The 298-nt window shown below is 64.4% G+C and carries 1 protein-coding gene; it reads left to right on the top strand.

The genetic code is table 11. The features are described 5' to 3' along the window. A partial coding sequence (locus tag ACR6JA_RS22730) for an enolase C-terminal domain-like protein (protein WP_494599732.1) occupies positions 1-298 on the top strand: 298 nt, incomplete at both ends.

Consider the following 298-nt stretch of genomic DNA (forward strand, 5'->3'; position numbering starts at 1 on the left):
GGGTTTCACCGCCTTCAAGATGCGCTTCGGCTACGGCCCGGCGCACCTGCAGCGCGGCGTGTCGGAGAACCTGAAGTCGGTCGAGGCGGTGCGCGAGGTGATCGGCTACGACACCGACCTGATGCTCGAATGCTACATGGGCTGGAACCTGGAATACGCCAAGCGCATGCTGCCCAAGCTGGAGAAGTTCGAGCCGCGCTGGCTGGAGGAACCGGTCATCGCCGACGACATCGACGGCTATGCGGAGCTGAACCAGCTGACGTCCATCCCCATCTCGGGCGGCGAGCACGAGTTCTCG

This window comes from Cedecea sp. B1(4) (assembly GCF_059414925.1).